This window comes from Klenkia sp. AC732 (assembly GCF_979256525.1).
This window is the reverse complement of sequence record NZ_CEEDOS010000113.1, coordinates 1-274: the sequence shown is the minus strand read 5'-3', so window position 1 is coordinate 274 and position 274 is coordinate 1. Positions and strand designations below refer to the sequence as shown.

Below are 274 nucleotides of genomic sequence, written 5' to 3'. Positions count from 1 at the left end.
TGGACGACATGCGCACCCAGGCCGAGCGCTTCGGTGCCGAGCTGGTGCCAAGCGACGTGACCGAGGTCGACCTCACGGCCACCCCCAAGGTGGTCACGGTCGGCGGCGAGACGCACCTGGCGCACGCGGTGATCGTGGCCACGGGCTCCAAGTCCCGCTACCTGGGCCTGGACAACGAGCAGCGCCTGCTCGGCCACGGCGGCTCGGCCTGTGCCACCTGCGACGGCTTCGTCTGCCGCGACCAGGACAGCGTGGGCGTCGGCGGCGGGGACTC

General features: G+C 72.6%; 1 protein-coding gene. It reads left to right on the top strand.

The features are described 5' to 3' along the window. Nucleotides 1-8: 8 nt before the first annotated feature. Nucleotides 9-274 (top strand): NAD(P)/FAD-dependent oxidoreductase (locus AC0IVP_RS21905; RefSeq protein WP_471759279.1); only part of this gene is annotated, 266 nt, incomplete at its 3' end.